Origin of the sequence: Rhizobium indigoferae, from assembly GCF_034554815.1 — a bacterium.
In the GTDB taxonomy this organism is placed as follows: domain Bacteria; phylum Pseudomonadota; class Alphaproteobacteria; order Rhizobiales; family Rhizobiaceae; genus Rhizobium; species Rhizobium leguminosarum.
The window spans coordinates 4,780,996-4,802,132 of the sequence record NZ_CP140635.1 but is presented as its reverse complement, the minus strand read 5'-3'; the positions used below and the strand labels follow the sequence as shown (position 1 = coordinate 4,802,132).

Sequence of the window (21,137 nt, the reverse complement as noted above, 5' to 3'; positions counted from 1 at the left end):
CCTCCTGTCAAAACGGAGGATCCCATGAGCAAAAAGACGGGAACGGTGCGCATCGGCATATCCGGCTGGACCTATGCGCCCTGGCGCGGCCAATTCTACCCGAAGGACCTGCCGCAGAAGCAGGAGCTTTCCTACGCCGCGCGCCACTTCCGGTCGATCGAGATCAACGGCACCTTCTACGGATTGCAGCGGCCCGAAAGTTTCGGCCGCTGGCGCGACGAGACGCCGGATGATTTCATCTTCGCGGTCAAGGGACCGCGCTTCATCACCCATATGCTGCGGCTGCAGAATATCGAGACGGCGCTCGCCAATTTCCTCGCCTCCGGCCTGCTGCGGCTTGGTCCCAAGCTCGGGCCGATCCTCTGGCAATTGCCGCCGAACATGGCCTTCGATCCATCCCTTTTCGAAAGCTTTTTGTCGCTGCTGCCGCATGACCGCGACGCGGCGATAGCGCTTGCGAAGCGTCACGACTGGCATATCAAGGGACCGGCCTGGCTTAAAAGCGACGGACACCAACCGATCCGCCATGCGCTCGAAATCCGCCACGAGAGCTTCCGCTCACCCATCTTCATCGAGATGCTCAGGCGTCACAAGGTCGCTCTCGTCTGCGCCGATACGGTGAAATGGCCGCTGCTGATGGATATCACCGCCGATTTTGTCTATTGCCGCCTGCATGGCTCCGAAAAGCTCTATGTCAGCGGCTACGAGGACGAAGCACTCGACATATGGGCGCAACGCATCCGCGCCTGGGCCTCGGGCGGAGAACCTGAGAACGCGACACGGGTACTGGCGCCCGTAGCGGCGCGCACCAAGGGCCGCGACGTTTATCTCTATTTCGACAATACCGACGTGAAGCTGCGCGCACCTGTCGACGCCGATCACTTGGCCGAAAGGCTGGCCGATCTCATGCCCGGTTCCGCGCCGAAAGCCGCATGAACTGTTGATGCCGATGTCCTTGTTGCGAAAATCCTTGTCCCTTAAGCGACAAGCGGCATATTAAGGCATTCGATCAACATGCGGATGGGTGGAGAATGAGCTTACGGGTCAAGGTGAAGGAACGGTTCGGGAAGAGGTTCGACGACGAGATCCGCTTCTTCCGAGGCATGATGCAGGGGCCGAAGACGGTAGGCTCGATCGTGCCGACCTCCTCGATCACGGCGAAGCGCATGGCAAGCGTCGTCGATATCCATTCCGGGCTGCCGGTGCTAGAACTCGGGCCGGGCACGGGCGCCATCACCAAGGCCATCCTCGGCCGCGGCGTTCGTCCGGAAAATCTCGTTGCGATCGAATATTCGACGGATTTCCACAAACATCTGCTGCGGACCTATCCCGGCGTGCACTTCATCAACGGCGACGCTTTCGATCTTCAGACCACTCTTGGCAATTTCGGCGGTCTCACCTTCGATTCCGTCGTCTCGGGCATTCCGCTTCTGAATTTCCCGATGGCGAAGCGCATCTCGCTGCTCGAAAGCCTGCTCGATCGACTGCCGGCCGGCCGGCCGATGGTGCAGATTTCCTATGGGGCGATCTCGCCGATCGCCGCCAATCCCGACCGCTACCATATCCAGCATTTCGACTTCGTCATGCGCAACATTCCGCCGGCGCAGCTCTGGATCTACAAGCGCGGCTGAGATGTTCGGGATCTACATCACTCATCCGCAGGTCAAGATCGACGCCAACGTGCCGGTGCCAAAATGGGGGCTTTCCGATGTCGGCGCGGCACGTGCCCGCAAAGCGGCAGAGAGCGGCTGGGTCAGGCAGTTGCAGCGCATCGTCTCCAGCGACGAGACGAAGGCGATCGAGACGGCCGAAATTCTGGCGGAGGCTTCCGGCGTGACCGTCGAGATCGTCCCCGCCATGCACGAGAACGACCGCTCGGCCACCGGCTTCCTGCCGCCGCCGCAATTCGAAGAAGCGGCCGACTGGTTCTTCGCCCATCCGGAACAAAGCTTCAAGGGCTGGGAGCGCGCCGTCGACGCGCAGGCCCGCATCGTCGAGTCTGTTAACGCCGTTCTTGCCACACATGATGCGACGGCGCCGATCGCCTTTGTCGGCCATGGCGGCGTCGGCACGCTGCTCAAATGCCATCTGGCGGGGAGCTCGATCGCGCGCGACCGTGACCAGCCGGGCGGTGGCGGCAATCTCTATGCTTTCGGTCTTGCGGATCGCCGCTTATCATGCGACTGGACGCCCATCGAAGACTGGCAGGGGTGACTTCAGATGGACGCACGCGAGCGGTTGATCGTCGGCCTGGATGTTCCAACGATCGGCGAGGCGGAAAGACTGGTTTCCGCGCTCGGCGACGATATTCTCTTCTACAAGATCGGCTATCAGCTGGTCTTTGCCGGCGGCCTGGAATTCGCCCGCGATCTTGCCGCCAGCGGCAAGAAGATCTTTCTCGACATGAAGCTGCTCGACATCGACAACACCGTTGCCTCCGGCGTCGAGAACATCGCCAAGATGGGCATGTCGATGCTGACGCTGCACGCCTATCCGAAAGCGATGAAGGCGGCGGTCGAGGCCGCGGCCGGTTCCGGCCTCTGCCTGCTCGGCGTGACCGTGCTGACCTCGATGGATGCCGATGACCTTGCCGAGGCGGGCTACAGCCAGGATCCGCACAGCCTGGTGCTGCGCCGCGCCGAACAGGCGCGCGCAGCCGGCATGGGCGGCATCGTCTGCTCGGCGGAGGAAGCGACAGCGGTGCGCGAAATCGTCGGACCCGAGATGGCGATCGTCACCCCCGGCATTCGCCCTGATGGTAGCGAAAAGGGCGACCAGAAGCGCGTGATGACACCTTTCGACGCGCTGAAGGCGGGAGCGACGCATCTCGTCGTCGGCCGGCCTGTCGTCAAGGCGCCCGATCCCCGAGATGCCGCCCGCGCCATCCTCAGCGAGATGGTGTCGGCGCTCTGGCCGGCAAACCGCTGATAGTTTCAACGACAAAAGGGAGAAGACCATGGCCAAGGGATATTGGATCGCCCGCGTCGACGTTCGCGATGCCGAGCGCTACAAGGATTATGTGGCGGCCGCCAAGCCGGCCTTCGAAAAGTATGGCGCGAATTTCCTGGCGCGCGGCGGCGCCTTCACCGAACTCGAGGGCAAGGCGCGCGTCCGCAACGTGGTGATCGAATTCCCGTCGATGCAGCATGCGGTCGACTGCTACAATTCGCCGGAATACCAGATCGCCGCGAAAATCCGCCAGGAAGTCGCGGATGCTGAAATGGTCGTCGTCGAAGGGGTCTAGAGCGGTCTCGCATCCCGCAAAACTGACGGTACGATAGGCCTTCCCGTCGCGCCGGGATTCGGCTAAGACGAAGCCAATCAAGCATTCCGCAAAGCCTTTCGAGGAGCCTGCCATGACCCTTGCCAACCTGCCGCCGCTCGTCACCGTGTTCGGAGGGTCCGGCTTCGTGGGCAGGCACGTGGTTCGGGCGCTGGCCAAGCGCGGTTATAACATCCGCGTCGCCGTGCGCCGTCCCGATCTCGCCGGCTTTCTGCAGCCGCTCGGCAATGTCGGCCAGATCTCCTTCGTCCAGGCGAACCTGCGCTACCGCAGCTCGATCGATCGCGCCGTCGACGGTGCGAGCCACGTCGTCAACTGCGTCGGCATTCTGCACGAAACCGGCCGCAACACTTTCGACGCCGTGCAGGAATTCGGCGGTCGTGCGATTGCTGAGGCGGCGCGCGGCGCAGGTGCGACACTGACGCATATTTCGGCGATCGGCGCCGACGCGAAATCCGATTCGGACTATGGCCGCACCAAGGGTCGCGCCGAAACGGCCATCCTCTCGGTCAAGCCCGATGCGGTGATCTTCCGTCCGTCGATCGTCTTCGGACCGGAGGACAGCTTCTTCAACAAGTTCGCCGAGATGGCGCGCATGTCGCCGATCCTGCCGCTCGTCGGAGGCGGCAAGACGAAATTCCAGCCTGTCTATGTCGAGGATGTCGCTGAGGCCGTCGCCCGCGCCGTCGACGGCAAGGTCGCCGGCGGCAAGGTCTATGAGCTTGGCGGGCCTGAGGTGCTGAGCTTCCGCGAATGTCTCGAGACGATGCTGAAGGTAACGTGCCGCAAAAACCCGCTGGTATCCCTGCCCTTCGGCATCGCTTCGATGATCGGCAGCATCGCTTCGCTGGTCCCCTTCATAACGCCGCCGATCACGCCGGACCAAGTGCGCCTGCTGAAGCGCGACAATGTCGTCTCCCCCGAAGCCGAGGCGGAAGGCCGCACGCTGAAGGGCCTCGGCATTGCGCCCACCATGGTGGCATCGGTGCTTGGCTCCTACCTGGTGCACTATCGTCCGCACGGCCAGTACACGGGTACCGGCAAGGCCGCCTGACCATCTTTTCCGAGGAACGATAACGCCGTCCGCCGATACCGCGGGCGGCGTTTTGGCGTTGGCGTGTCCCGCAAAGCCCGGCGCAAGTTTGAAGTGTTCTGGTGCTCGGCATACTCAGCGGCGTTGCATAAAAGACGCATCGGAATTTTTGTGGAATTAACGCCAAATTTAGCAGGAACGTTTATTGCTATTTGCCATTCCACTGACTACCAAACCCGCGCGTCTTCCAACGGACTCAACGCCTGCGGTCGCGTGCGGCAATCACTGTGAAAGGCATTTCTCGATGGGCAAGTCAATCGCGCTCCTGTTTGCGTGTGCGGCGCTGGTTATCCTTGCAGGCTCTTTCGTTGCACCCGGTTCGGTCGCGGCGGTAAAGGGCGATTGCTCGCCGGCCTACGGCGTCGATCCTTGCTCGACGGCTTCGATCATCCATTGACGAAAGGCCGGCCCTGCGCCGGCATGCTGCTCCAAGCAAGCAGTCGACCGGAACGCCTGAAACAGGGCGCTTCCAGATCACCGCTCAATATCGCCTGTTTCAAAACGGCGGCGGGCGCTTATCCCCTCAACATCGCCTATCTGAAATCGGCGCCCTGGCGGTAATCGAGTGTCTATTCGAGAAGTCCGGCGGGCATTTGCATTCGCGCCGGGAGTTGCGCGAATGCAATGCGGGACGGATGTCTCAGGCAATGAAACCGGTCGCGGCCATGCCGAGCAGCAAGACACCGAGAATGATGCGGTAGATGGCAAACAGCGTAAATCGGTTGCTTCTGATATAGGCAAGCAGCCATTTGACGGCGATGAAGGCGACGACCGTGGAGACGACGAAGGCGATGCCGAGCGCCGTCCAGTCTTCGCCTGCCGCTCCACCATCCCTGAACGTCTTCAGCAATTCATAGCCGCTTGCGGCATACATTGTGGGGATGCCGACGAGAAAGGCGAATTCCGTCGCCGCTGCGCGATTGCCGGTGCCCGCCAGCATGGCGACGAAGATCGTGGCGCCGGAGCGCGACGTTCCCGGGAAGACGCCGGCGACGATCTGGGCGATGCCGACCAGGATGGCGACAAGCCAGGTGATCTCTTTATGAGGCGGCCTGCGGGCGGCGGCCCATTCGGCAAAAATCATCCAGATACCGCCGATGATGAGCGCCCAGGCAATCGGCGTCGCGGTCTCCGGCAGTTCAAAGCCGAGCTTCTTGACGACCAGTCCAAGAACGGCGGTGATGAGAAAGGCGACGATCAGCTTGGCGGCATAATCGCGGTTGGCAGGATCGCGCCAGCCAAGCACCAGATCCAGCAGCCGACGCCAGTAAATGATGGTGACGGCGAGGATAGCGCCCGCCTGAATAACGATGTTGAACATATCCGACCGATGTCCGAGCCATTGCTCCGCAATGATCAGATGGCCGGTGCTCGAGATCGGCAGGAACTCGGTGATCCCCTCTATGACGCCGAGAATTGCAGCATTTATATAATCCATACATTGTCTCCGGTTTAAAGTTCGGTCGGGCCTGAGCGCTTGGGCCGATCAGGCTGCCGCTTCCATTCGTTCGTTAGACCGTGTTTCGCCATTATCAGGTGGCCTGAAAAATCCGATTCGCTTGTATTGGCGGGGCCAAGCTCCTATAGCTTCAACCAATGAGTCATGACTAGGGCGCTATAATTGAGCTGCCACACAGTCCTGTAACAGCAATCACAACGCCCGAGTATCGATGCCCACGCTTTATCATCATCCCATGTCATCCGCATCTCGCTTCGTCCGGCTGATCCTGGCGGAATACGGCTATCAGGCGGATCTGATCGAGGAGCAGACATGGGAGAAGCGCCGGGATTTCCTGGCGCTTAATCCGGCCGGCACGCTGCCGGTCTATGTCGACGACAGCATGCGCGCGCTCTGCGGCGCGAGCGTCATTTCCGAGTATCTGGACGAGACGCATGGCGTCTTGAAGCGCGACCGGCGGCTGCTCGCCGAAGATCCTTTCCAGCGGGCGGAAATCCGCCGGCTGACCGAATGGTTCATGCAGAAAATGGAAAACGACGTGACCAAGCCGCTCGCCCGCGAGCGTGTCTACAAGTTGCAGATGACAGCGGATCAGGGCGGTGGAGCGCCAGATTCCAAGGTTTTACGCACAGCGCGCGCGAATATCCGCCAGCATATGCGCTATCTCACCTGGCTCGCCGGTTCGCGTCAGTGGCTGGCGGGCGAGCGGATGAGTTATGCCGACCTGGCCGCCGCGGCCTCGATCTCGATCCTCGATTATCTCGGCGAGATCGAGTGGGCGGATTCGCCCGTCGTCAAGGACTGGTACCAGCGGCTGAAGTCACGTCCCTCCTTCCGGCCGATGCTGACCGAGCGCGTGCGCGGACTGACACCGGTTTCACACTATGCCGATCTGGATTTCTGACGAGGGCTCTTCATGCCCGAACCGAATGATGACCAAGGCCGCCGCCGCCGCGACAATTTGACCGAGTTCGTTCGGGCGGAATCTGCTGCCAAGGGCTTCGATCTCTGCCGCATCACGCGTCCGGACGCGATCCCCGAAGCCAAGGAGCGTCTCGGCCAGTTCATCGATGCCGGGCGCCACGGGACGATGGACTGGATGGCGGAGACTCGCGACCGGCGCGGCGATCCGCGCACACTCTGGAGCGACGTGCGCTCCGTCGTCGTCTTCGGCTTGAATTACGCACCGGAGGAAGATCCCCGCGGTATCCTCGACAAGCCTGATAAAGCGGCAATTTCCGTTTACGCCCGCAACCGCGATTACCACGACGTCATCAAGGGCCGGCTGAAGGAAATCGCCACGCGCTTTGCGGCACGGGCCGGCGCCGACGTGAAGGTCTTCGTCGATACGGCGCCTGTCATGGAAAAGCCCTTAGCGGCGGCGGCGGGGCTCGGCTGGCAGGGCAAACATACCAATCTCGTCAGCCGCACGCACGGTTCCTGGCTGTTTCTCGGCACGATGTTCACCACCGCCGATCTTGCCATCGACGCGCCGGAGAGCGATCATTGCGGCTCCTGCCGCGCCTGTCTCGACATCTGTCCGACGGCTGCCTTTCCGGCGCCTTACCAGATCGACGCGCGGCGCTGCATCTCCTACCTCACCATTGAGCACAAGGGACCGATCGACGCCGATTTGCGAGTGCTGATCGGCAATCGAATCTATGGCTGCGACGACTGTCTTGCCGCCTGTCCCTGGAACAAGTTCGCAAACTCCGCCTCCGAGATGAAGCTGCAGGCGCGGGAAGATCTGAAGGAGCCGTCGATCGCCTTTCTGCTGACGCTTGACGATGCCGCCTTCCGTACCTTTTTCAGCGGCTCGCCGGTGAAGCGGATCGGCCGCGACCGCTTCGTCCGCAACGTCCTGATCGCCGCCGGCAATTCCGGCGACAAGGTGCTCATCGGGCCATGTTGCGAGCTTTCGGACGATCCCTCGCCCGTAGTGCGCGGCATGGCGGTCTGGGCGCTTTCACGGCTGATGGAGGCTGGCGAATTCTCGGTCTTTGCCGCACAAAGGGCGGATGAGAAAGATGACGACGTCCTGAACGAATGGCGATTGGCGGGAGTGGGCTGATGCATGTGATGATCTTTGGCTGCGGTTATTCCGGCACAGCGATCGCCAAGGCCTTATCAGGCAACGGCGTGCGTGTTTCCGGCACCACGCGTTCGCCAGACAAGATGGACGTGCTCCGCCAGAATGGCATCGAAGCATTCCTTTTCGACGGCGAGAGCATGGACGAGGGGCTGCGCCGGGCGTTGACTGGTGTAACGCATCTCGCGCAGTCGATCGCGCCTGGAAAGGCCGACCCGCTGCTGCGGCTGCTTGACAAGGACGGCGCAAGCCTGCTGCCGAAGCTTGAATGGATCGCTTATCTCTCCACCGTCGGCGTCTATGGCGATCACAAGGGAGCCTGGGTGAGTGAGGAAACGCCGTGCCTGCCCATTTCCGGGCGGTCGAAGGAGCGGCTCGAGGCAGAAGAGGGCTGGCTGGCGATGGGCCAGGAGCGCGGTGTGCCGGCGGCGGTGCTCCGCCTTTCCGGGATCTATGGGCCGGGCCGCAACGCCTTCTGCAATCTGGCGAAGGGCACGGCGCGACGGCTGATCAAGAAGGACCAGGTGTTCAACCGCATTCGCGTCGAAGATATCGGTGCCGCGACCCACTTCCTGTCGGAGCGCGGGCTCGGCGGCATCTATAATGTCACCGACGACCGGCCCGGCCCGCCGCAGGATGTGATCGTCGAGGCAGCCCGCCTGATGGGCGTCGAACCGCCGCCCGAGCAAGCGTTTGAGACCGCCGAACTGACGCCGATGGCACGCTCCTTCTACGGCGAGAACAAACGCATCTCGAATGCGAAACTGAAGGCCACCGGCTTCGAATTCTCCTTCCCGAACTATCCGATGTCGCTTGCGCAATTGTGGCAGGACGGGCGCTGGCGTGGTTAGAACGCAGTCCTGTTTGCGACGGGATGTACTCACCCAAAATGAGTAGGAAATTCCTACTTTGCCGCTTTGGCCGGACAATTTTCGCCGCATCTTATGGTTAACGGCCTTTAAATTTGCCCAAATGTGGCAGCAAATATGGCGAAATCGGAAAAATATTTTCGCGATTTTCGTGAACGCCAGGCCGTTAACTATCCCTTCGGAAAATTCGTTCGGATTTTAGCTGATTTTATTAGGTTTTTTCCACATTTGGGGGCGGCATGGATTCCTGAGATTCCATCACCGCACTCACGAATGTTACAGATTGTAATATTCCGTGAACACATCCAGCACTTTTTCGCCACTTTTTCGCAGATTTAAGCCCCGCCGCCTGCAAGGGCGTGAGTTCAATAGTTGAGGGATACTCTGTTTTGAAGAAAATACGTCGTTCTATTATCGTCGCCGCAACTATTGCCGCCTGTTCCTCCATGATTCCGGCGGAAGGTTTTGCTGCAAATGGCTGTGGCGGTGCTTCATGGTACGCACTTCGCTCCAAAACTGCTTCCGGGGAACGTATGAACCCTGCCATCTTGACTGCCGCGCATCGTTCACTTGCTTTCGGCACCAAGGTGAAGGTCACCAACCGCAATAATGGCCGCACTGTCGTCGTTCGTATCAACGATCGTGGTCCGTTCATCCGCGGTCGTGTGATCGACCTGTCGCGCGCCGCCGCGCAGAATATCGGCATGGTGAGCTCCGGCACCGCGAAGGTTTGCTACCAGGTCATCAGCTGAGGCGCCGGAAGCGGCGCTTGCTCTTGCCGTCAATCGCGGTTACCACCCGGTTGAGACTTGTGAACAATCCACTGCGTGACTATCGCGTTTGCGCTGGTCGTTCACACGCCACGGCAACAGGAGACAATGTAAATGCGTCTGGGCGGCCGCCTCGAAGGGGCGATTTCTGTGCTCGCGGACATCGATGCCCGCAAGCGGCCCGTCGCCGACGCGCTGAAGGACTGGGGCCTCGCGCACCGCTTCGCCGGTTCCGGCGATCGTGCGGCGATCGGCAACATCGTCTATGACGCACTGCGCATGCGGCTTTCCCATGCCTGGCTGATGGATGACGATAGTGCCGCGGCGATTGCCCATGCCGTCATGTTCCGCCAATGGGGTTTCACCCCGGACAGTCTTGCCACCGAGCTGGCGGATGACAAGTTTGCGCCGACGCCACTGAGCGCCGATGCCGCCGCGGCGTTTGAAAGCCGCTCGCTCGACGATGCGCCGCCGCATATCCGCGGCGATATTCCCGAATGGGTTCAATCCTCCTTTGAACAAGCTTTTAGCGCCGCCTGGCTCGCCGAGGCGCAAGCGCTCGCCGCCCGCCCGACGCTCGATCTGCGCGCCAACCTGCTCAAGGCCTCCCGCGACAAGGTCGTCAAGGCGCTCGAAAGAGCCAACGCGCATGCAGCGAAGATCGCCCGCCAGGGCATCCGGATTGCCGCCGGCGAAGGCGCCTCGCGTCTTCCCAACGTGACAGCCGAGCTTTCGTTCCAGAAAGGCTGGTTCGAAGTTCAGGACGAGGGATCGCAGATCGTCGCCGACCTGGTGCTCGCCCATGATGGCGAACAGGTTCTCGACTATTGCGCCGGCGGAGGCGGCAAGACGCTCGCCATGGCGGCGGCCATGCAGAACAAGGGACAGGTTCACGCCTATGACGCCGACCGCAAACGGCTGGCGCCGATCATCGAACGGCTGAAGCGGGCGGGCACACGCAATGTCCAGGTGCATGACGACGCCAGGGCGCTTTCCGGCCTTGCCGGGCGCTGCGACAAGGTGCTGGTCGACGCGCCCTGCACCGGCACCGGTACATGGCGCCGCCGCCCCGATACGAAGTGGCGGCTGACGGCCAAGAACCTCGACGAACGCACCGCCCAGCAGCAGGACGCGCTGGCGCAGGCGAGCAGCTTCGTCAAATCAGGCGGCGAACTGATCTACGTCACTTGCTCGGTCCTGCCCCAGGAGAACGAGGAACAGGCGCGCCGCTTCACGGCCGCCAATCCTGATTTTCAGATCGTCAGCGCCCTACCCGCCTGGGATCAGCTCTTCGGAAAGGACGCCCCGCGTCCGCATTCTTCCGACGGCCTGACGGTGACGCTGACGCCCGCCTCCACAGACACGGACGGCTTCTTCTTCTGCCGCATGCAGCGCAAGGGCTGACGCGGCTTAGCGGAGGCCTGCAACGGATGGCGATGCCGTGGCGAAATGGCACGGTTGCTGCCGATTTTTCAATCAGATGCCGTTCAAAAATGACCGGTTGGTCGCGCCTGTCCATTCTTAAAATCATTCCAAACTAGAGTGTTTGACACCAGTTTGCTTTTGCGCGAAGAGACGGAGCCCGATTAGACGGAAAATCCCGTCACAGGAGAGGATCATGAAGCTCAACCGCAAATTCCGCGCAGCCGTGCTGGCGATCGCCCCCGCCGCCCTGCTCGCCCTTCCCGCGCATGCCGAGACCGATGCCGCCGCCGTAGTGAAACACTATGCCGATCTGGCGCATGCGAAATACGAAGACTCGCTGACGACAGCCAAGGCGCTCGACGCCGCCATCGACGCCTTCCTGAAGGCGCCGACCGACGCGACGCTCAAGGCCGCCAGGGACGCCTGGATCAAGGCACGTGTTCCCTACCAGCAGACGGAAGTCTATCGCTTCGGCAATCCGATCGTTGACGACTGGGAAGGTAAGGTCAACGCATGGCCTCTCGATGAAGGCCTGATCGACTATGTCGATGCCTCCTACGGCACCGAAAGCGACGAAAACTCTCTCTATGTGGCAAATGTCATCGCCAACAAGACGATCAAGATCGACGGCAAGGATGTCGACGCCTCCAAGCTGACGCCGGAATTCCTCTCCGGCACGCTGGCCGAGGCCGGCGGCATCGAAGCCAATGTCGCGACCGGCTATCATGCCATCGAATTCCTGCTCTGGGGTCAGGATCTGAACGGCACGGGGCCTGGCGCCGGCGACCGTCCGGCAACGGATTACGATCTCAAGAATTGCACGCACGGCAATTGCGATCGTCGCGCCGAATATCTGAAATCCGCCTCCACCCTGCTCGTTTCCGACCTGCAGGAAATGACCGACAACTGGACGCCGGATGGTGCTGCGACGAAGAACGTCGAAGCCGATCCGAAGGCCGGTCTCGTCGCGATCCTGACGGGCATGGGTTCGCTTTCCTACGGCGAGCTTGCCGGCGAGCGCATGAAGCTCGGCCTGTTGCTGCACGATCCCGAGGAAGAGCATGATTGCTTCTCGGACAATACCTACAACTCGCATCTCAACGACGCGATCGGCATCGCCGCCGCCTATACCGGCAACTATACCCGCGTCGACGGCACCAAGCTCAGCGGCCCGTCGCTGCACGATCTGGTGGCCGCCAAGGACAAGGCGCTCGATGCCGAAGTGGAAGGCAAGCTCAACAAGACGCTCGATGCCATGAACGCCATGGCTAAGCGCGGCGAGACGGTCGAGAAGTACGACCAGATGATCGCCGAGGGCAACAAGGAAGGCAATGCCGTCGTCCAGGCCGCCATCGACGGGCTGATCGACCAGACGAAATCGGTGCAGCGCGTTATTGCCGCACTCGATCTCGGCACGGTTCAGCTTGAAGGTTCCGACAGCTTGGATAATCCTAACGCCGTCTTCAAATAAGCAAAAAGGCGGGCCGCTTCGAAAGCCGAGGCGGCCCGGACCCTGAAATGTCGCATGCCCCGGCCCGCCGATTGATCGCCAGCGCAACGCTCTGCGCCACGCTTGCCGGTTTTTCCGTCAGCATCGCCGCCGGTTTCGATCTGCCGACGAAACGCACCGACCTTTCCGCGGCCGATCTCAAACGTGTCGCCGACGTCACCCGGCCGACAGCGGATTTTTCCAAGGCAGAACAATACGAAGCGATGCAGGCAGGGGCGACGACCTCGATCGACCCCGTCACCGAGGACAGCTTCTCGCATATTTCGGCCAACATCCCCTTCGACGAAGAGCAGAATTTCAAGCTCGGCAACGCGCTCTTCCGCAAGCTCTGGGTTTCCGCTCCCTCCTCGACGCAGGCTTCCGATGGTCTCGGGCCGCTCTTCAACGCCCGCTCCTGCATGAGCTGCCATGTCAATGACGGCCGCGGCAAACCGCCGGAGGGAGGCCCGAGCGCCACCTCGATGTTGCTGCGGCTTTCCCGTGCGGCCCGGACGCCGGAGGAAGAAAAGGCGGTCGCGAGTGCTGATGTCGTCAATTTTCCCGATCCGGTCTACGGCCATCAGCTGCAGGACCTCGCCGTTCCCGGCCTTGCTGCCGAAGGAAAGATCGCGATCAGCTACCACGAGGAGAGGGTGACGCTCGGCGACGGCGAGACCGTGTCGCTGCGCCGTCCGAGCTATGCGGTTGTCAATCCCACTTATGGACCGCTCGATCCCGCGACGACGATTTCGCCGCGTGTCGCCTCGGCGATGATCGGCCTCGGACTGATCGAGGCCATTCCCGAAGCCGATATCCTCGCCCATGCCGATCCGGACGATACCGATGGCGACGGCATTTCGGGGAAGGCGGCGATCGTGCGCGACCATCGCAGCGGCAAGATCGCGCTCGGACGATTCGGCTGGAAGGCACAGAACGCCACGGTGCGCGACCAGAGTGCCGATGCCTTCGCCAATGATATTGGCATCTCGACGCCCGATCAGCCGAAGGCGCAGGGCGACTGCACCAAGGCGGAAGAAAAATGCCTTGATATGCCGACCGGGGTGCAGAAACGGCTGGGCGCGCAGGAAGCGCCGGGTCCCATTCTCGACCTCGTGACCTTCTATTCTGAAAATCTCGCGGTTCCCTCGCGCCGCAAGGCAAGCTTCCCCGAGACGCTGCGGGGCAAGCGGATCTTCTACGAAACCGGCTGCATTTCCTGCCATGTGCCGAAATTCGTCACCCGCCGGGATGCGCCGGACAAGGCACAATCCTTCCAGCTGATCTGGCCCTATTCCGACTTTCTCCTGCACGATATGGGCGACGATCTTGCCGACGGGCAACAGGTTGGCCTTGCAAGCGGACGTGAATGGCGCACGCCGCCGCTATGGGGTATAGGACTGACCCGGACTGTCAGCGGACACAGCTTTTTCCTGCATGACGGCCGTGCGCGGAGCCTCACCGAGGCGATTCTCTGGCATGGCGGCGAAGCTGAAAAGGCCCGCAACACTTTCTCCTCCCTGTCGACCGACGACAGGGCGGCCCTGATTACATTCCTGGAGTCACTTTGATGCGCCTTTGGCACCCCCTGCTCTGCCTTCCTCTGATCGGCCTCGCGACATCAGCGGCCGCCCAGACGGCCACTCCCCCGGCAGGGCTGAACGAGGATGCCGTTCCCGCCGTCATGCAGCGCGCCGTCGACGAGGTGATCCGTCCCGGCTATCGCAACATGCAGCAATCGGCCGCCCGGCTGACGACGGCGATGAAGGATCTTTGCGCCGACGGCACGCAGCAGACGCTCGACAAAGCAAAGTCCACCTTCGACGACACGATCCGCTATTGGTCGATCATCGAGATCGTCCAGACCGGGCCTGTTATCCAGGACAATCTCTTCGAGCACATCCTGTTTTATCCCGACCGCAAGGGCGTTGGCCTCAAGCAGGTGCAGGCGCTGATCGCCAAGGCCGATCCGAAGGATGCGACCGTTGATGCGATCGCCGGCAAGAGTGTTGCGTTGCAAGGCCTGACGGCGCTGGAATACGTGCTTTACGGCAATGGCTCCGACGATCTCGTCGGGCAGAAGGGCAGTTTCCGCTGCCTTTACGGCCAGGCGGTCGCCGGCAATATCCAGCGTGAGGCCGGCGAAGTCGTCGCCGCCTGGGAAAAGCCCGATGGCGTGCAGGCGAGCTGGAAACATCCAGGCCCGCAGAGCAACGATTTCATGGACAACAAGGAAGCGGTGACGGCGCTGCTCGGCATTCTCGTCCATGGTGCTGAGAATGTCCGCGACCAGCGGCTGGAACAGTTCTACAAGGGCAAGGACACCGCGCCACGGCCGCGCATGGCGATCTACTGGCGCTCCAAAAATACCTGGAAATCGATGGCCGCCAATCTGGAGGGCCTGCGCACGCTCTGGCAGAAGGCCGGCATGGCCGAGCTTCTGCCGCCGGACAAGCAGCCGATTGCCGCCTCGATCGACGAGGACTTCAAATCGCTGCTCGACAGCGTGCCAAAGCTCAATCCCGACATCGATGTCGCCACAAGCGATGCGGAGAAGGCCAAGCTCGATACGCTGCTTGCCGATAGCCGCGACCTGATCACCCGGATCAGCGACGAATATGGCGCGGCCATCGGCCTTTCAGCCGGCTTTTCCTTTTCGGACGGAGACTGAGACGATGATGCCAAGTGCCGCGATCGACCGACGCAACTTCGTCAAGGCGGCCGGCCTTGGCTTCCTTGCGGCCTTGGCGCCGAGGTCGCTGATGGCGCTGGAGCGGGCCGATGCGGTCTATGCCTCGGGCATTCGTGCAGCCGACGGCTCCTTTGCCATTGCGACCGTGACCGAGCGTGGCGAGATCGTCGACCAAGTGGCGCTTCCCGCCCGCGCTCACGGCATGGCCTTCAGCGCCAGCACCGGCAAGACTGTCGCCTTCGCGCGCCGGCCCGGCACCTATGCGATGATCTTCGATCCCTGGAACAAAAGCGAGCCTGTTGTCATCAACTCCAGGGAGGACCGGCATTTCTACGGCCACGGCGCCTTCTCTCCTGATGGTCGTTTGCTCTATGCCAGCGAGAACGACTTCGACGGTAATCGCGGCATGATTGGCCTCTACGACGCCACCGACCGCTTCGCCCGCATCGGCGAATTCGAGACCTACGGCATCGGTCCGCACGACATGACCGTTTCCGAGGACGGACGCCTTCTCATCGTCGCCAATGGCGGCATCGAGACGCATCCGGATTTCGGCCGCACCAAGCTCAATCTCGGCGAGATGCAGCCATCGCTGGCGCTGATCGATGCGGCAACCGGGGCGCTGGTCGAAAAACATGTGCTGCCGGCGGAATGGGCAGAACTCTCCACCCGCCACGTCGATCTCGACGGCGAGGGCCGCATCTGGTTCGCCTGCCAGTATGAAGGCCACCGCCAGGATTTGCCGCCGCTCGTCGGCCATTTCGCCAAGGGTGAAGATCTCTCCTTCATCGACCTGCCGGAGGAGACGACGCGCAGGCTTGCCAATTACGTCGGGGCGATCGCCGTCAATCGCAGCGAAGGTCTCGTCGGTATCACCTCGCCGAAGGGCGGCGCCTCGGTGACCCTTGATGCAAAGTCGGGCAAGGTGCTGGCCGAGACCGTCGTTCCCGATGCGGCGGGCATCGCGCCGGCAAGAGGCGGCTTTGCCATCTCCTCCTATGATGGCGGTTTCCTGTCGACCCGCAGCGACGTCGCCTGGGATCAGCACATCGTGCGGATCTAAATCAGAGAGGCGCAATTCCGGACGCAAAACCGCTGCACACTTTTGCTGGAATTGCTTTAGCCGGCGCGGGAATAGGCTTTCTGCTCGGCGCTGACGCTCGATGCCGCGGCCCTTGCCGCCTCGTGCAGCCATTCGTTTCCCCGCACCGCCAAGTCCTTCAGGATCGCTGCAACCGCCGCCGCATCGTCGGAATGGCAATTGGCGATCTCGAAGCCCATCAGTTCCAGCATCGTCGGCGAAAGCAGGATCTCGGGATGCCGGTCGATTTCGATCTTGCAGCTGTTCGGCGAGAGCCGGCGCACGAGGATGCGGCCGGAGACCCGGTAGTGAGGATCGGCTGAGCGCGCCCGTCCATTGGCGATCTCGTCCGCATGGATCGCCACGTCCTGCGGCCTGTGGCGAAGCGACCAGACGGACGGCAGCAGCGCCTTCGCCTCGCGCAGCACCGGCCCACCCTGCCATTCGGCATAGGCGACGAAACGCGGCCGGCCGAGGCTGCCGGTGCCGCCGCTGCGCGGCTTCGGCACGAAAGGCCCTGCCCCGGACGGCAGCGCGGCGGCGAGCGCCTTGATATAGGCTGATGGCGGCGGCTTGCTGCCGGGAAGCAACATTTCGTATTTCTCCCAGAATTCCCGGCGTTCGGAATTCGGCAGCATCAGCGCCTTGCGCAGCCATTTGTGGTCGCGCTCGAGGATGACGGGCAACGGATTTTCAAGGCCCCTGCGATAGCCGCTCAAGATCAATTCGCCGATCATGCGAACCGAGGGACCGTTGTCGCCGCGCGCCAGGATGGCGCTTGCCGCAAGGCGAACGAGATCCAGCGCATAGGGCATCACCGCCGCGTCGTCGAAATCATTGACGCCCCAGACGAGCCGGCCCTCGATGTCGCGCCATGTGCCGAAATTCTCCAGATGCGTATCGCCGATCGCCAACACCTCGGGCACGGAGCCAAGTTCCGGGCAGATATCGAGGATGATCTCGCACCAGCGCCAATAGGTGGCGCGCAGGAAGACGAAATCGTCGCTTCGCATCTTTTCGTGCTTCTCCCGGAGATCGTCCTTGACGAGATCGTCGCCGAGTTCGCCGGCCAGCCAGGTCTCGAAATTCCGGACCGATTGCGATATCGTCGTCATGCCGGCGCTCCATCATTTCGCGACCCGATGCGGAGAATACGCGCACCGCGCGAAGCTGCAATCGTCTTCGCATCGGATCGCCACAATCCAGCGGTACTGGCCAGCGGTACTGGCCAGCTGTACCGGCTTGCGCGGCGACGCAAAGGTGAAAGGTTGCCCCGGCGACACGGTCCCGGGTTTCCATCGCCGCCCGGACCGATTTCAACAATGTCCAGCTTGTCGAATGCGGCGCGCCATGCCACTTTCGCGGCTGCAAGAGGGGCAGACATGAGCGAGACTGACAGGGGCGATTTCCGCGCGCGAATCCGCCGCAATTTTGCGCGCCAGGCGGCGATGGAAACGATCGGCGCGGAGCTGACGCGCGTCGAGCACGGCGTCGTCGAGATCGAGCTTCCCTTCGACGTCAAACTGACACAGCAGCACGGCATCCTGCATGCGGGCATCATTTCCGCAGCGCTCGATTCGGCCTGCGGCTTTGCCGCCTACAGCGTCATTGACCCGGAAGCCTCGATCCTGACGATCGAGTTCAAGGTCAACCTCATGTCGCCGGGGCGTGGCGATCGTTTCCTGTTTCGCGGGGAAATCACCAAACCCGGCTCCACCATCATCGTCGCCGACGGACGAGGCTACGCGATCAGCGACGGGCCGGCCAAACTCATCGCCTCCATGACCGGAACGATGATGGTGATCCGCGGTAGAGAGGGCATTACGGGATGAAGTTCGAACTGAAATCGATCGCGGGGAAATCCATCCTTTTCGTCATGGCGGCGGAGGCCGAATACGGTCCCTTCCTGCGTTCGCGCATCGAACCTTTGATGACCGGGGTCGGCCCGGTCGAGGCAGCCATCGCGCTGAGCAAGACATTGGCGCGGCTGGATGCAGTCGACGAACTGCCCGATCTCGTCGTGTCCCTCGGTTCGGCCGGCTCCGCGAAACTGGAGCAGACCGAAGTCTATCAGGTGACCTCGGTTTCCTACCGCGACATGGACGCCTCGCCGCTCGGCTTCGAAAAGGGCAAGACACCCTTTCTCGACCTGCCCGCAACGCTCGAACTGCCGCTGCGCATTCCCGGCATTGCCGAAGCAAGTCTTTCCACCGGCGGCAACATCATTTCGGGCGCCGCCTATACCGGCATCGACGCCGACATGGTCGACATGGAGACCTATGCGGTGCTGCGCGCCTGCCAGGGCTACAAGCTGCCGCTGATCGGCCTTCGCGGCATTTCCGACGGCGCCGTCGAGCTGCAGCATATTTCGGGCTGGACCGAATATCTGCACATCGTCGACCGCAAGCTCTCTTACGGCGTCGACAGCCTGTTCACCGCACTGGAGGACGGGGTATTCTGGTTCTGAGCCCTTGAATGCGGGACAATTGGAACAATAAAAACCCGATACCGCCGATTTCCCGCATTGCCAGGCGAAGCGCTTTTCATTAAAGCCTCGCCATGACCCAGACAGCACATCCCGACTCCGTTCTCATCGTCGATTTCGGCAGCCAGGTGACCCAGCTCATCGCACGTCGCGTGCGCGAGGCTGGCGTCTATTGCGAGATCGTTCCCTTCCAATCGGCCGAAGAGGGCTTCAACCGCCTGCAGCCGAAGGCCGTGATCTTGTCCGGCAGCCCGGCTTCCACGGTGGACGAGGGATCGCCGCGAGCGCCTCAGATCATCTTCGACAGCGGCCTGCCGGTCTTCGGCATCTGCTACGGCCAGCAGACGATGTGCATGCAGCTCGGCGGCAAGGTCGAGAGCGGCCATCACCGCGAATTCGGCCGCGCCTTCCTCGAGGTCGACAGGGACTGCCAGCTGTTCGAGGGCCTGTGGTCCTCCGGCTCGCGCCATCAGGTCTGGATGAGCCATGGCGACCGCGTCACCGCGCTGCCAGATGGTTTCGAGGTGGTCGCCACCTCCTCCAACGCCCCCTATGCCTTCATTGCCGACGAGAAGCGCAAATATTACGGCGTGCAGTTCCACCCGGAAGTCGTGCATACGCCTGATGGCGCCAAGCTGATCGGCAACTTCATTCACAACATTGCCGGCATCAAGGGTGACTGGTCGATGTCGGCCTATCGCCAGAAGGCGGTCGAGCAGATCCGCGCGCAGGTGGGCGACAAGCGCGTCATCTGCGCGCTTTCAGGCGGCGTCGACAGTTCCGTCGCAGCGCTCTTGATCCACGAGGCCGTCGGCGACCAGCTGACCTGCATCCTCGTCGACCACGGGCTGATGCGCAAGGACGAGGCGGCGGGCGTCGTCGCCATGTTCCGCGAGCACTACAATCTGCATCTGCTGCACGTCAATGCCTCAGATCGTTTCATCGGCGAACTCGAAGGCGTCAGCGACCCGGAAACCAAACGCAAGATCATCGGCCGGCTGTTCATCGAGACCTTCGAGGAAGAGGCCAAGAAGCTTGGCGGCGCCGATTTCCTCGGCCAAGGCACGCTCTATCCCGACGTCATCGAAAGCGTTTCCTTCACCGGCGGCCCGTCGGTGACGATCAAATCGCACCACAATGTCGGCGGCCTGCCGGAACGCATGAAGATGCAGCTCGTCGAGCCGCTGCGCGAGCTCTTCAAGGACGAGGTGCGCGCGCTTGGCCGTGAGCTCGGCCTGCCCGACAGCTTCATCGGCCGCCACCCCTTCCCGGGCCCCGGCCTGGCCATCCGCTGCCCCGGCGGCATCACCCGCGAAAAGCTGGAGATCCTGCGCGAGGCCGATGCGATATATCTCGACGAAATCCGCAAGGCCGGCCTCTACGACGCTATCTGGCAGGCTTTTGCGGTGCTGCTGCCAGTCCAGACGGTCGGCGTCATGGGCGACGGGCGCACCTATGAATTCGTCTGCGCGCTGCGCGCTGTCACCTCCGTCGACGGCATGACGGCGGACTTCTACCACTACGACATGGAATTCCTCGGCCGCGCCGCGACCCGCATCATCAACGAGGTGCGTGGCATCAACCGCGTGGTCTATGATGTTACGTCGAAGCCGCCTGGCACGATCGAGTGGGAGTGACGCGGAGTACCGTGGGGTAGTATCGGATGGGCAGAGGACACTCGAGCGAATCCTAGGCCATCGTACTTCTCGGGCCAAATCACACGGCCTTAGATCGATTACTGCTCCTTCTTGAACAAATCCTGGAAGATGAGCTGGCCCCAAGTGCGGCCGCGTGCGTGCACCAGTGCGCCACCCTCGTTGAGCTTTCCCAGCTTGACGGGTGCGAACCCGAGCTGTTTGGCCAAATCCGCCACGGGAGCGATCGCTTCCTCGTCGTCGCTCGACAGAAAGACGACCCGGTGGCCGCCATCGACGACCGGGTCGGCAGCCAGGGTGGACGCAATCAGGTGATTGAAACCTTTCACGAGCTTGGCGCCGGTGAACGACTTCGCTGCGAAGGCGGAGGACAGGAGGCCGTCCAGCTCCTCAAGGGGAACTAACGCGTTCATCGCGTCGATGACTGTCTTGCCTTCCCAGCTCGGCAGAGCCTTCGCAACCTCGCGATGCTCCCCGAACGGGACCGCCAGGATGATCGTGTCGGCCTCGAGTGCATCCTGCAGCGGCTTGGCGACGACCGTGGGTCCAATCGCCCGCGCCTGAGGCGCCAACGCCTCGGGCGGCCGGCGGCTGGCGACAGTCACGTCGATGTTTTTACGGGCGAAGGCGTGGGCAAGGGCCTGGCCTATCTTACCGAATCCTACAATCGCATAGCTCATGATACTTCTCCTATCCGTGTTGATATTGATTCCCAGGCCCTTAGGGGCTCTGGGGATCCGTTCCGCTGTC

22 protein-coding genes are annotated in these 21,137 nt (G+C 62.1%); 19 read left to right on the top strand and 3 right to left on the bottom strand.

What is annotated here, in order from left to right; all coding sequences use genetic code 11:
• The first annotated feature begins 24 nt into the window (after positions 1-24).
• The 7 genes from U5G49_RS23555 to U5G49_RS23525 all read left to right on the top strand — a co-directional run bounded on the left by U5G49_RS23555 (position 25) and on the right by U5G49_RS23525 (position 4,773).
• Positions 25-936: a DUF72 domain-containing protein gene (locus U5G49_RS23555; RefSeq protein WP_193446412.1), complete on the top strand. Its 912-nt coding sequence runs from the start codon at positions 25-27 to the stop codon at positions 934-936.
• A gap of 95 nt (positions 937-1,031) precedes the next feature.
• Positions 1,032-1,631: a phospholipid N-methyltransferase PmtA gene (gene pmtA, locus U5G49_RS23550; RefSeq protein ID WP_018244435.1), complete on the top strand. Its 600-nt coding sequence runs from the start codon at positions 1,032-1,034 to the stop codon at positions 1,629-1,631.
• Between the two features lies 1 nt (position 1,632).
• A complete protein-coding gene (locus tag U5G49_RS23545) occupies positions 1,633-2,214 on the top strand; it encodes a histidine phosphatase family protein (protein WP_193446413.1) in 582 nt (193 codons plus the stop codon).
• A 6-nt stretch (positions 2,215-2,220) separates the two neighbouring features.
• On the top strand, positions 2,221-2,928 hold the full coding sequence (pyrF, locus tag U5G49_RS23540) for an orotidine-5'-phosphate decarboxylase (RefSeq protein ID WP_193446414.1): 708 nt from the start codon (positions 2,221-2,223) through the stop codon (positions 2,926-2,928).
• Between the two features lie 28 nt (positions 2,929-2,956).
• Positions 2,957-3,244, top strand: coding sequence for a DUF1330 domain-containing protein (locus tag U5G49_RS23535; protein WP_003544731.1), 288 nt, complete (start codon positions 2,957-2,959; stop codon positions 3,242-3,244).
• A gap of 112 nt (positions 3,245-3,356) precedes the next feature.
• Positions 3,357-4,337, top strand: coding sequence for a complex I NDUFA9 subunit family protein (locus U5G49_RS23530; RefSeq protein WP_193446415.1), 981 nt, complete (start codon positions 3,357-3,359; stop codon positions 4,335-4,337).
• 283 nt (positions 4,338-4,620) lie between these two features.
• On the top strand, positions 4,621-4,773 hold the full coding sequence (locus U5G49_RS23525; protein WP_003544729.1) for a hypothetical protein: 153 nt from the start codon (positions 4,621-4,623) through the stop codon (positions 4,771-4,773).
• Between the two features lie 243 nt (positions 4,774-5,016).
• Here the strand turns inward: U5G49_RS23525 and U5G49_RS23520 are convergent, their stop codons facing one another.
• Positions 5,017-5,814, bottom strand: coding sequence for an undecaprenyl-diphosphate phosphatase (locus U5G49_RS23520; RefSeq protein ID WP_182563604.1), 798 nt, complete (start codon positions 5,812-5,814; stop codon positions 5,017-5,019).
• Positions 5,815-6,046: 232 nt separating this feature from the next.
• On the opposite strand from U5G49_RS23520, the gene U5G49_RS23515 reads away from it, so the two are divergent.
• From U5G49_RS23515 to U5G49_RS23475, 9 genes are all read left to right on the top strand, one after another.
• Positions 6,047-6,739: a glutathione S-transferase family protein gene (locus U5G49_RS23515; protein ID WP_003544722.1), complete on the top strand. Its 693-nt coding sequence runs from the start codon at positions 6,047-6,049 to the stop codon at positions 6,737-6,739.
• A 12-nt stretch (positions 6,740-6,751) separates the two neighbouring features.
• Entirely contained in the window at positions 6,752-7,906 is a 1,155-nt protein-coding gene (gene queG, locus U5G49_RS23510; protein WP_193446416.1) for a tRNA epoxyqueuosine(34) reductase QueG, read from the top strand.
• Positions 7,906-8,775, top strand: coding sequence for an SDR family oxidoreductase (locus U5G49_RS23505; RefSeq protein WP_193446417.1), 870 nt, complete (start codon positions 7,906-7,908; stop codon positions 8,773-8,775). Before queG ends, U5G49_RS23505 begins: the two co-directional genes overlap by 1 nt.
• Positions 8,776-9,182: 407 nt before the next feature.
• Positions 9,183-9,545 (top strand): septal ring lytic transglycosylase RlpA family protein, encoded by a 363-nt coding sequence (locus U5G49_RS23500; RefSeq protein ID WP_193446418.1) that lies wholly within the window; start codon positions 9,183-9,185, stop codon positions 9,543-9,545.
• Between the two features lie 132 nt (positions 9,546-9,677).
• Complete coding sequence (locus tag U5G49_RS23495; RefSeq protein ID WP_193446419.1) at positions 9,678-10,967, top strand: RsmB/NOP family class I SAM-dependent RNA methyltransferase; 1,290 nt, start codon at positions 9,678-9,680, stop codon at positions 10,965-10,967.
• A gap of 214 nt (positions 10,968-11,181) precedes the next feature.
• Positions 11,182-12,459 (top strand): imelysin family protein, encoded by a 1,278-nt coding sequence (locus tag U5G49_RS23490; protein ID WP_193446420.1) that lies wholly within the window; start codon positions 11,182-11,184, stop codon positions 12,457-12,459.
• 47 nt (positions 12,460-12,506) lie between these two features.
• Positions 12,507-14,045 carry a di-heme oxidoreductase family protein gene (locus U5G49_RS23485; protein WP_193446421.1) on the top strand — a complete coding sequence of 513 codons (1,539 nt, stop codon included), beginning with the start codon at positions 12,507-12,509 and terminating at the stop codon, positions 14,043-14,045.
• On the top strand, positions 14,045-15,145 hold the full coding sequence (locus tag U5G49_RS23480; protein ID WP_018447893.1) for an imelysin family protein: 1,101 nt from the start codon (positions 14,045-14,047) through the stop codon (positions 15,143-15,145). Before U5G49_RS23485 ends, U5G49_RS23480 begins: the two co-directional genes overlap by 1 nt.
• 4 nt (positions 15,146-15,149) lie before the next feature.
• Complete coding sequence (locus U5G49_RS23475) at positions 15,150-16,229, top strand: DUF1513 domain-containing protein (RefSeq protein ID WP_193446422.1); 1,080 nt, start codon at positions 15,150-15,152, stop codon at positions 16,227-16,229.
• A gap of 56 nt (positions 16,230-16,285) precedes the next feature.
• On the opposite strand, the gene U5G49_RS23470 is transcribed toward U5G49_RS23475, so the two are convergent.
• Positions 16,286-17,362 (bottom strand): DUF2252 family protein, encoded by a 1,077-nt coding sequence (locus U5G49_RS23470; RefSeq protein ID WP_193446423.1) that lies wholly within the window; start codon positions 17,360-17,362, stop codon positions 16,286-16,288.
• A gap of 267 nt (positions 17,363-17,629) precedes the next feature.
• Here U5G49_RS23470 and U5G49_RS23465 point away from each other — a divergent pair, with 267 nt between their 5' ends.
• The 3 genes from U5G49_RS23465 (at position 17,630) to guaA (ending at position 20,369) form a co-directional block, all read left to right on the top strand.
• A complete protein-coding gene (locus U5G49_RS23465) occupies positions 17,630-18,079 on the top strand; it encodes a PaaI family thioesterase (RefSeq protein ID WP_003544704.1) in 450 nt (149 codons plus the stop codon).
• Positions 18,076-18,714: a 5'-methylthioadenosine/S-adenosylhomocysteine nucleosidase gene (locus tag U5G49_RS23460; protein ID WP_193446424.1), complete on the top strand. Its 639-nt coding sequence runs from the start codon at positions 18,076-18,078 to the stop codon at positions 18,712-18,714. The genes U5G49_RS23465 and U5G49_RS23460 overlap by 4 nt, the downstream gene beginning before the upstream one ends.
• A 92-nt stretch (positions 18,715-18,806) precedes the next feature.
• On the top strand, positions 18,807-20,369 hold the full coding sequence (gene guaA, locus U5G49_RS23455; RefSeq protein ID WP_193446425.1) for a glutamine-hydrolyzing GMP synthase: 1,563 nt from the start codon (positions 18,807-18,809) through the stop codon (positions 20,367-20,369).
• A gap of 98 nt (positions 20,370-20,467) precedes the next feature.
• Here the strand turns inward: guaA and U5G49_RS23450 are convergent, their stop codons facing one another.
• Positions 20,468-21,067, bottom strand: coding sequence for an NADPH-dependent F420 reductase (locus U5G49_RS23450; RefSeq protein WP_193446426.1), 600 nt, complete (start codon positions 21,065-21,067; stop codon positions 20,468-20,470).
• Positions 21,068-21,137 lie beyond the last annotated feature (70 nt).

What these genes read in the sequence shown, in the direction of transcription:
- U5G49_RS23555 (WP_193446412.1), top strand. Translation starts at nt 25, where the DNA reads ATGAGCAAAAAGACGGGAACGGTGCGCATCGGCATATCCGGCTGGACC.
- pmtA (WP_018244435.1), top strand. Translation starts at nt 1,032, where the DNA reads ATGAGCTTACGGGTCAAGGTGAAGGAACGGTTCGGGAAGAGGTTCGAC.
- U5G49_RS23545 (WP_193446413.1), top strand. Translation starts at nt 1,633, where the DNA reads ATGTTCGGGATCTACATCACTCATCCGCAGGTCAAGATCGACGCCAAC.
- pyrF (WP_193446414.1), top strand. Translation starts at nt 2,221, where the DNA reads ATGGACGCACGCGAGCGGTTGATCGTCGGCCTGGATGTTCCAACGATC.
- U5G49_RS23535 (WP_003544731.1), top strand. Translation starts at nt 2,957, where the DNA reads ATGGCCAAGGGATATTGGATCGCCCGCGTCGACGTTCGCGATGCCGAG.
- U5G49_RS23530 (WP_193446415.1), top strand. Translation starts at nt 3,357, where the DNA reads ATGACCCTTGCCAACCTGCCGCCGCTCGTCACCGTGTTCGGAGGGTCC.
- U5G49_RS23525 (WP_003544729.1), top strand. Translation starts at nt 4,621, where the DNA reads ATGGGCAAGTCAATCGCGCTCCTGTTTGCGTGTGCGGCGCTGGTTATC.
- U5G49_RS23520 (WP_182563604.1), bottom strand. Translation starts at nt 5,814, where the DNA reads ATGGATTATATAAATGCTGCAATTCTCGGCGTCATAGAGGGGATCACC.
- U5G49_RS23515 (WP_003544722.1), top strand. Translation starts at nt 6,047, where the DNA reads ATGCCCACGCTTTATCATCATCCCATGTCATCCGCATCTCGCTTCGTC.
- queG (WP_193446416.1), top strand. Translation starts at nt 6,752, where the DNA reads ATGCCCGAACCGAATGATGACCAAGGCCGCCGCCGCCGCGACAATTTG.
- U5G49_RS23505 (WP_193446417.1), top strand. Translation starts at nt 7,906, where the DNA reads ATGCATGTGATGATCTTTGGCTGCGGTTATTCCGGCACAGCGATCGCC.
- U5G49_RS23495 (WP_193446419.1), top strand. Translation starts at nt 9,678, where the DNA reads ATGCGTCTGGGCGGCCGCCTCGAAGGGGCGATTTCTGTGCTCGCGGAC.
- U5G49_RS23490 (WP_193446420.1), top strand. Translation starts at nt 11,182, where the DNA reads ATGAAGCTCAACCGCAAATTCCGCGCAGCCGTGCTGGCGATCGCCCCC.
- U5G49_RS23485 (WP_193446421.1), top strand. Translation starts at nt 12,507, where the DNA reads ATGTCGCATGCCCCGGCCCGCCGATTGATCGCCAGCGCAACGCTCTGC.
- U5G49_RS23480 (WP_018447893.1), top strand. Translation starts at nt 14,045, where the DNA reads ATGCGCCTTTGGCACCCCCTGCTCTGCCTTCCTCTGATCGGCCTCGCG.
- U5G49_RS23475 (WP_193446422.1), top strand. Translation starts at nt 15,150, where the DNA reads ATGATGCCAAGTGCCGCGATCGACCGACGCAACTTCGTCAAGGCGGCC.
- U5G49_RS23470 (WP_193446423.1), bottom strand. Translation starts at nt 17,362, where the DNA reads ATGACGACGATATCGCAATCGGTCCGGAATTTCGAGACCTGGCTGGCC.
- U5G49_RS23465 (WP_003544704.1), top strand. Translation starts at nt 17,630, where the DNA reads ATGAGCGAGACTGACAGGGGCGATTTCCGCGCGCGAATCCGCCGCAAT.
- U5G49_RS23460 (WP_193446424.1), top strand. Translation starts at nt 18,076, where the DNA reads ATGAAGTTCGAACTGAAATCGATCGCGGGGAAATCCATCCTTTTCGTC.
- guaA (WP_193446425.1), top strand. Translation starts at nt 18,807, where the DNA reads ATGACCCAGACAGCACATCCCGACTCCGTTCTCATCGTCGATTTCGGC.
- U5G49_RS23450 (WP_193446426.1), bottom strand. Translation starts at nt 21,067, where the DNA reads ATGAGCTATGCGATTGTAGGATTCGGTAAGATAGGCCAGGCCCTTGCC.